We start from the raw sequence: 9,083 nt of genomic DNA on the forward strand, positions 1-9,083 counted from the left end.
TCACGGCCCGGATGCCCGGCGACATCGTGGGCATCGAGGGGAAGATCGCGGACGTCTTCAACGACATCCTGGCGGTCAGCGAGCGGCGCACGGCGGAGACGGCCCGCGTCTGCCGCGTCGTCGGCAAGGAAGGGAAGCTGAAAGAGCGGATGCGCGTCCCCGGCGCGGTCGGTGGCTGGGCGGATGACATCACCGCGCTCAATACCCTGATCGACGATCTGGTGTGGCCGACCACCGAGGTGACACGCGCCGTCGGCGCCGTCGCCAAGGGGGACCTGACCCAGGCCATGGCACTGGACGTGGACGGCCGGCCGCTGGAGGGCGAGTTCCTGCGTTCCGCCAAGCTGGTCAACAAGATGATCGACCAGCTCTCGGTCTTCTCGTCGGAGGTGACCCGCGTCGCGCGCGAGGTCGGCACCGAGGGGAAGCTTGGCGGCCAGGCGCAGGTCAAGGGCGTGTCCGGCGTGTGGAAGGATCTGACCGAGTCCGTCAACCAGATGGCCGGCAACCTCACCGCGCAGGTCCGTAACATCGCCGACGTGACCATCGCCGTCGCCAGCGGTGACTTGTCGAAGAAGATCACCGTCGACGTCCGCGGCGAGATCCTGCAGCTGAAGGAAGCCATCAACACGATGGTGGACCAGCTGCGCTCCTTCGCGTCCGAAGTGACGCGCGTGGCGCGCGAGGTCGGCACCGACGGCAAGCTCGGCGGCCAGGCGCAGGTGCCCGGCGTGGCCGGCACCTGGAAGGACCTCACCGACAACGTCAACTTCATGGCCTCGAACCTGACGGCGCAGGTCCGCAATATCGCCGACGTCGCGACCGCGATCGCGGGCGGCGACCTCTCCAAGAAGATCACGGTGAACGTGTCGGGCGAAATCCTTCAGCTGAAGGAAACGCTGAACACCATGGTCGACCAGCTCAACGCCTTCGCCGGCGAAGTGACGCGCGTGGCGCGCGAGGTCGGCACCGAGGGACGGCTCGGTGGCCAGGCCAACGTGCTTGGCGTCGCCGGCACCTGGAAGGACCTCACCGAGAGCGTCAACTCGATGGCGTCGAACCTGACCGCGCAGGTCCGCAACATCGCCGAGGTGACGACCGCGGTGGCCAATGGCGACTTGTCGAAGAAAATCACGGTCGACGTTCGCGGCGAAATCCTGGAGCTGAAGGACACCATCAACACGATGGTGGACCAGCTCAACGCCTTTGCCGGCGAGGTCACGCGCGTGGCCCGCGAGGTCGGCACCGAAGGCAAGCTCGGCGGCCAGGCGCTGGTGCGCGGCGTTGCCGGCACCTGGAAGGACCTCACCGACAGCGTCAACTCGATGGCCTCCAACCTCACCGGACAGGTTCGCAACATCGCCGAGGTGGCGACCGCGGTGGCGAAGGGCGATTTGTCGAAGAAGATCACGGTGAACGTCTCAGGCGAAATCCTTCAGCTGAAGGAAACGCTGAACACGATGGTCGACCAGCTCAACGCCTTCGCCGGCGAGGTCACGCGCGTGGCGCGCGAGGTCGGCACCGACGGCAAGCTCGGCGGCCAGGCCGAAGTGCCGGGCGTCGCCGGCACCTGGAAAGACCTCACCGACAGCGTCAACTCGATGGCCGGCAACCTCACAGCGCAAGTGCGCAACATCGCCGAGGTGGCGACCGCGATCGCCAGCGGCGACCTGTCGCGCAAGATCACCGTCGACGTCCGCGGCGAGATCCTGAGCCTGAAGGAAACGCTGAACACGATGGTCGACCAGCTCAACCGCTTTGCGGGCGAGGTGACGCGCGTCGCGCGCGAGGTCGGCACTGAAGGACGACTGGGCGGTCAGGCCCAGGTGCCAGGCGTCGCCGGCACCTGGAAAGATCTCACCGACAACGTCAACTCGATGGCCGGCAACCTTACCGCGCAGGTCCGCAACATCGCCGAGGTGACCACTGCCGTGGCGCGCGGCGACCTGTCGCGCAAGATCACCGTCGACGTGAAGGGCGAAATCCTCGAGCTGAAGAACACCATCAACACGATGGTCGACCAGCTCAACGCCTTCGCCTCGGAAGTGACGCGCGTGGCGCGCGAGGTCGGCACCGAGGGCAAGCTCGGCGGCCAAGCCGTGGTGCCCGGCGTCGCCGGCACATGGAAGGATCTGACCGACAACGTCAACTTCATGGCGTCCAACCTGACGGCGCAGGTCCGCAACATCGCCGACGTCGCCACCGCCATCGCCAGCGGCGATCTTTCCAAGAAGATCACGGTCGACGTCCGCGGCGAGATCCTGTTGCTCAAGGACACCTTGAACACCATGGTCGAGCAGTTGCGCTCCTTCGCGGCCGAAGTGACGCGCGTGGCCCGCGAGGTCGGCACCGAGGGGCGGCTCGGCGGCCAGGCCATCGTGCCCGGCGTCGGCGGCACCTGGAAGGACCTGACAGATAACGTCAACCTGCTCGCGGGCAACCTTACCGCGCAAGTCCGCAACATCGCCGAAGTGACCACCGCCGTCGCGCGCGGCGATCTCTCGCGCAAGATCACCGTCGATGTGAAGGGCGAGATCCTCGAGCTGAAGAACACCATCAACACGATGGTCGACCAGCTCAACGGTTTCGCCGGCGAAGTCACGCGCGTAGCGCGCGAAGTCGGCACCGAAGGCAAGCTCGGCGGCCAGGCGCAGGTGCCGGGCGTCGCCGGCACCTGGAAGGACCTGACCGACACCGTCAATTTCATGGCCGCCAACCTGACCGAGCAGGTCCGTGGCATCGTCAAGGTGGTGACCGCGGTCGCCAACGGCGACCTCAAGCAGAACCTGACCGTGAAGTCGAAGGGCGAAGTTGCGGCGCTTGCCGACACCATCAACAACATGACCGAGACGCTCGCGACCTTCGCCGATCAGGTCTCCAGCGTCGCCCGCGAGGTCGGCGTCGAAGGCCGGCTCGGCGGCCAGGCCAACGTGCCCGGCGCGGCCGGTACCTGGAAGGACCTGACCGGCAACGTCAACCTGCTGGCGGCGAACCTGACCTCACAGGTCCGCGCCATCGCCGAAGTGGCGACCGCCGTGACCAAGGGCGACCTCACCCGTTCGATCCAGGTCGATGCGCGCGGCGAAGTCGCCGAGCTCAAAGACAACATCAACACGATGATCACCAATCTGAGGCTCACCACCGACCTCAATACCGAGCAGGACTGGCTGAAGACCAACCTCGCCAAGTTCACCAACATGCTGCAGGGCCAGCGCGATCTCACCACCGTCGGCCGCCTGCTGCTGACCGAGCTGACGCCGCTGGTGAACGCGCATCGCGGCGTGATCTATCAGGTCGAAAACGAATACAGTCCGCAGCTGCAGCTGCTCGCCTCCTACGCCGATGACGGCATCTATCCGCACCGCCAGCTGGTCCAGTTCGGCGAAGGCCTGGTGGGCCAATGCGCCGCCGACAAGCGGCAGCGGCTGGTCGGCGACATTCCGTCCGATGCCGTGCCGGTCGGATCGGCCTTGGTGCGGATGTTGCCGAAGAATCTCGTGGTACTGCCGGTACTATTCGAGAACCAGGTGAAAGCCGTGATTGAGCTCGCCTCCTTGAGCGCTTTTACGACGTCGCAGATGAATTTCCTGGAGCAGCTCACCGACTCCATCGGCATCGTGCTCAACTCGATCGAAGCCACGATGCAGACCGAAGGCCTGCTCAAGCAGTCGCAGCAGCTCGCCGCCGAGCTGCAGGCGCAGCAGCGCGAGTTGCAACAGACCAACGAGCAGCTCGAGCAGAAGGCACAGCAGCTCGCCGAGCGCAACGTCGAGGTCGAACGCAAGAACCAGGAAATCGAGCAGGCCCGTCGCGCGGTGGAGGAGAAGGCGACCGAGCTCGCGCTGACCTCGAAGTACAAGTCCGAGTTCCTCGCCAACATGTCGCACGAGTTGCGTACGCCACTGAATTCGATCCTGATCCTCGGTCAGCAGCTGACCGAGAACCCGGACGGCAATTTGACCGGCAAGCAGGTCGAGTTCGCCCGCACGATCCATGGCGCCGGCACCGACCTGCTCAATTTGATCAGCGACATCCTCGATCTCTCCAAGATCGAGTCGGGCACGGTCACCGTGGACGCCGAGGAAATCCTCACCTCGAACCTGCTGGAGACGGTCGGCCGTCCATTCCGGCATGAGGCCGACAACCGTCAGCTCGACTTCAACATCGAGGTCGACCCGAACCTCGCGCGCAGCATCGTCACCGATTCCAAGCGCCTGCAGCAGGTATTGAAGAACCTGCTGTCGAATGCCTTCAAGTTTACCGCCGAGGGCGGCGTGCGGCTCAAGGTGACGGGGACGCTCGGCGGCTGGAGCGCCGATCACCCCGTGCTCAACACTGCGCCGGCGGTGATTGCATTTGAGGTATCGGATACCGGCATCGGCATTCCCGCGGAAAAGCAGAAGCTGATTTTCGAGGCGTTTCAGCAGGCCGACGCCGGGACCAGCCGCAAATATGGCGGCACCGGTCTCGGCCTTGCCATCAGCCGCGAGCTTGCGACCCTGCTCGGCGGCGAAATCCATCTCAGGAGTTCGCCCGGCAAGGGCTCGACCTTCACGCTCTATCTGCCGCTGAAATATTCCGGTCCCACGGTTTCGCCGCGCATCAGCGGGCCCTCGTCGCAGCCGCATATGCTGGCCCCTGCCCTGCAGCAGGTCGCGCCCGTCGAACGCGTCGTCGAAGCACTCCCGGACGATCGCCTCAACCTGGAACCCGGCGACACCATCCTGCTGATCGTGGAGGACGATCCGCATTATGCGCGGGTGCTGATCGACCTCGCCCGTGACAAGGGATTCAAGGTGCTGGTCGCCGGCCGCGGCGCCGAGGCGCTCGATCTCGCCAAGCAGTATCAGCCGGCGGCGATCTCGCTCGACGTGTTCCTGCCGGACATGCTGGGTTGGACTGTGCTGAGTCAGCTCAAGCACAACCCGCTGACGCGGCATATCCCGGTGCAGATCATCACGCTGGACGAAGACCGCCAGCACGCGCTGGCCCGTGGCGCCTTCTCCTTCGTCAACAAGCCGACGACGACCGAGGGCGTCAGCGCGGCGCTGACGCAGATCAAGGAGTACGCCAAGCCCCGGCGCAAGCGGCTGCTCATCGTCGAGGACAACGCCGCCGAGCAGCTCTCGATCCGCGAGTTGCTCGATCACGACGACATCGAGATCGTCGCGGCTGACACCGGCGCCGCCGCCTTGTCGTTATTGCGCGAAACGCCGTGCGATTGCATCGTGCTCGATCTGCGCCTGCCGGATATGAGCGGCTTCGAAGTGCTCGACGAATTGCGCTCGGATACCTCACTGTCCAATGTGCCGGTGGTGGTGTTCACCGGCCGAGAGCTGTCGGCCGAGGAGGATGCGGAACTTCACACGATGGCACGGAGCATCGTCGTCAAGGGTGTGGAGTCGCCGGAGCGGCTGCTGGACGAGACTGCGCTGTTCCTGCATCGCGTGATCACGGAACTGCCGAACGAAAAGCAGCGCATGCTGGAAAAACTCAACAGTTCCGATGAGGATCTGGTTGGCAAGACCGTGCTATTGGTCGATGACGATGCCCGGAACATCTTCGCGCTATCCAGTGTGCTGGAACGCCGCGGCATGAAAGTGCTGACCTCGACCACCGGAAGCGAGGCGATCGGCCTTGTCGAGTCGAATCCGTCGATCGCCATCGTGCTGATGGACATCATGATGCCGCAGATGGATGGCTATCAGACCATTGGCGTAATCAGGCAAAACCCGTCCTTCGCCCGCCTCCCGATCATTGCATTGACGGCGAAGGCTATGAAGGGAGACCGCGAAAAGTGCTTGGAAGCCGGCGCCTCCGATTATCTGGCCAAGCCAGTCAACACCGAGCAGCTGCTGCTCGCGATCCGCATGTGGCTGCATCGCTGAATGGCCAGCCAATGATGGAACACGAGAAGGTCAACATTCTCCTGGTGGACGACCAGCCGGCCAAGCTGTTGGCCTATGAGGTCATCCTGAAGGAACTCGACGAGAACCTGGTGGTGGCGACCTCCGGCCGGGAAGCGCTCGAGATCTTGCTGAAGACCGAGATCGCCGTGATCCTGGTCGACGTCTGCATGCCTGAGCTCGACGGCTTCGAACTGGCCGCCATGATCCGCGAGCATCCGCGGTTCCAGAAAACGGCGATGATCTTCATCTCGGCAATCCAGGTCAGCGATTTCGATCGCCTGCGCGGCTACGAGATGGGCGCCGTGGACTATGTTCCGGTGCCGGTCGTCCCAGAAGTGTTGCGTGCCAAGATCCGGGTGTTCGCCGAGCTCTATCGCAAGACCCGGCAATTGGAGCGTCTCAACAGCGAGCTCGAGGATCGCGTCCGCGCCCGCACGGCCGAACTCGAACGCTCGACCGCACAGCTCGTGGAGAGCGAGCAGCGCCGCAGCATGGCGATTGCCGCCGGCCAGATGGGATCCTGGGACTGGGACGGATCAAATGGCGATTGGATGTGGGACGAAGGCCAATACCGCATCTTCGGTATCGATCCGCAAGGCTTTGAGCTGACCTCGGCCAATATCGCAACCCTGCTGCATCCGGAGGATGCCGAGCGCGTCAAGGACGTGATCACCGCGTTCAGCAAAGGCCTTCGGTCCCATGAGGCTGAGTTCCGCATCAACCGGCCTGACGGCGAGCAGCGCTGGTGCATCAGCACGGCAGCCGCGACGATAGACAAGCTTGGTCGTGTGGTGCGCGTCAGCGGCGTCACGGTCGACATCACCGAACGCAAGCGCGCCGAGGAACGTCAGAACTTGCTGACCCGCGAGGTCGACCATCGCGCCAAGAACGCACTCACTTTGGCCCAGTCGATCGTCCGGCTGACCCGGGCGGAGAACGTGCAATCCTACGTCAACGCGGTCGAAGGCCGCATCAATGCGTTGGCGCGCGTGCACACCATCCTGTCGCTGTCGAGCTGGCAGGGCGCCGAGATCGGCAAGCTGGTGGCCGAAGAGCTTGCTCCTTATGCCACGGCCGGACAGGTGCACTTCGATGGTGCCGAGGTCCAATTGCAGCCTGCCACCGCGCAGAGCCTGGCGCTGGCCCTGCATGAGCTCGTCACCAACTCGGCGAAATACGGCGCATTGTCGGTGCTGGCAGGCCAGCTCTCGATCACCTGGATGATCGAGGATGATAGGCTCGATCTGATCTGGGTCGAGACCGGGGGCCCGCCGGTGCGCGAGCCGACGACGCGCGGCTTCGGCACCCGCAGCCTGATGGCCAGCGTCGAAAATCAGCTCGGCGGCCAAGCCCTGTTCGACTGGCGGACAGAAGGCCTGGTCTGCCGCCTGCGAGTGCCGCTGCGGCGCGACGGCGCTACGCCCGAGCTCGACAACGGAGCCCATCGCACCGTCGCTGCCGGCGCGGTGCTGCAGCGCGTGTGCTGAGAGTTCAACAGTTCGACGCTTGGGGCGGTCGACGCGGCCGCAAGTTGCGTCGATGGAACATGAACGCGGATGCTGGCTGCGTCCGCGCGCTCAGGCCGCGCTTCGCTGCGTGTGCCGGCCTTCCTTCACCTCTTCGATGATCTTGGCAGAGAAGGCCTCGAGATCGCCGGGATTGCGCGAGGTGATGAGACCCTGATCGACCACGACCTGCGCATCCTCCCATTTCGCACCGGCATTGGCGACGTCGGTCTTGATCGATTTGTAGGAGGTCATCCTGCGCCCCTTCGCGATGCCGGTTTCGATCAGGAGCCAGGGCGCATGGCAGACGGCGGCCACCACCTTCTTCGCGTCGAAGATGTCCTTGATGAATTTCAGCGCCTTCGGCTCGACGCGCAGCAGGTCTGGATTGATCTGCCCGCCGGGCAGCACGATGGCGTCGTAGTCGGTGGCGGAAGCCTGATCGAGCGTCTTGTCCACCTTGACCGGACGGCCCCAGTCCTTCTTGTCCCACCCCTTGATCTCGCCGGCCTCGAGCGAGACGATCTCGACCGTCGCGCCGGCATCCTTGAGCCGCTCGCGTGGCACCTCGAGCTCGGATTGCTCGAAGCCATTGGTGGCCAGAATCGCGATCTTCTTTCCTTTCAGATCCATCACTTGCTCCTTAATGATCGTGATGGCGACCAATCGAGCAACACTGGCTTCGTTCCAGGCATTGCCGCTGCACACGCCCGCCCAGATTTGACCGGCCATCCGCTCGCGCGTGGAACCCGGCACCGGCATCTATCGTTGGGAGGCAACGTGCGGGGTAGTGCCGTTGCAGCGACAACCTGATTCACAGGCCATCGCGGACGGCTTCAATGGATGGCGAAGCTGGAGTTCATCGTGCCCTACGCCTTGTTTGAAAAAGACGAGAGACTGACGCGCCCCTTTTGTACCGAGCGAGAGGTGTGGGAGGCCGCGGAACAAGCCGATCTAGTGGTTGCCGGAACGCATGGTGAGAAGATTCTCGATAACAACTTCGAGATCAAACCCTGCGAGGCAACACCGGATGAGCTTGCCCCAACGCGCCCGGACATCGTGTTTCCGGAACATGTGCGCGAGAACACACCGGCAGGGAACCGGTCGTTCGCACGGTTTCCCTCCACACGGGATAACGTCAGGAGACGCCCATGAAACCTAAACTGGCCGTTGCAGCGTTGGTGATCGCAGGTCTGGCCTGATCGATCAACATTCGCGGCAGCGGCAAAGTCGCATAAGCACCACAAGCACGTGTCGTCATCGTCAATGCCCAACAGTTCGAAGAAGGTACCCTCGGATGCGACGGGCGAAGGCACGGTTGGCCCGGGCGGCAACAACAATGGGACCAAGACCCGGAAATAAGACGGGACGGCAGGCCCTCCCATCTAATTTCACGATATGAGGAAGCCCCCGTTGCGGGGCTTTCTCATATCGAAAAACAAAGAACCGGGGTGTCATGCACCCCGGTTCGGTAGTCGCGACGAACCGTCGACCAGAAGACGAGCCGTCGATCAGAATCAGTAACAGGCGCGCGGATCGGCTGCGACATACTGCCCCGACGGATAACGATAATAGCAATTGCCCTGTGCAAGGTAATAGCCAGGACGCGAAGCCGCGGTGGCGCCGGCGATCGCACCGGTCGCGCCGCCAATCACTGCACCGGCTGCCG

Annotated in this window: 4 protein-coding genes; 3 read left to right on the plus strand and 1 reads right to left on the minus strand. The window is 63.9% G+C overall.

Annotation, left to right across the window (positions count from 1 at the left end; genetic code table 11):
- Together WA702_RS00005 and WA702_RS00010 are read left to right on the plus strand one after the other, a co-directional pair.
- Nucleotides 1-5,888: HAMP domain-containing protein (locus tag WA702_RS00005; RefSeq protein WP_425108473.1), on the plus strand; the 5,888-nt coding region annotated here is incomplete at its 5' end.
- Between the two features lie 14 nt (nt 5,889-5,902).
- Complete coding sequence (locus WA702_RS00010; RefSeq protein ID WP_425108476.1) at nt 5,903-7,396, plus strand: HWE histidine kinase domain-containing protein; 1,494 nt, start codon at nt 5,903-5,905, stop codon at nt 7,394-7,396.
- Between the two features lie 90 nt (nt 7,397-7,486).
- On the opposite strand, the gene WA702_RS00015 is transcribed toward WA702_RS00010, so the two are convergent.
- Complete coding sequence (locus WA702_RS00015) at nt 7,487-8,047, minus strand: type 1 glutamine amidotransferase domain-containing protein (RefSeq protein ID WP_425108474.1); 561 nt, start codon at nt 8,045-8,047, stop codon at nt 7,487-7,489.
- Nucleotides 8,048-8,257: 210 nt separating this feature from the next.
- Between WA702_RS00015 and WA702_RS00020 the strand changes: the two genes are divergently transcribed.
- Complete coding sequence (locus tag WA702_RS00020) at nt 8,258-8,569, plus strand: hypothetical protein (protein ID WP_425108475.1); 312 nt, start codon at nt 8,258-8,260, stop codon at nt 8,567-8,569.
- The last annotated feature ends 514 nt before the right edge of the window (nt 8,570-9,083 follow it).

The sequence above is a fragment of the Bradyrhizobium sp. genome, from assembly GCF_049798375.1.
Classification (GTDB): domain Bacteria; phylum Pseudomonadota; class Alphaproteobacteria; order Rhizobiales; family Xanthobacteraceae; genus Bradyrhizobium.

What these genes read in the sequence shown, in the direction of transcription:
- WA702_RS00010 (WP_425108476.1), top strand. Translation starts at nt 5,903, where the DNA reads ATGGAACACGAGAAGGTCAACATTCTCCTGGTGGACGACCAGCCGGCC.
- WA702_RS00015 (WP_425108474.1), bottom strand. Translation starts at nt 8,047, where the DNA reads ATGGATCTGAAAGGAAAGAAGATCGCGATTCTGGCCACCAATGGCTTC.
- WA702_RS00020 (WP_425108475.1), top strand. Translation starts at nt 8,258, where the DNA reads ATGGCGAAGCTGGAGTTCATCGTGCCCTACGCCTTGTTTGAAAAAGAC.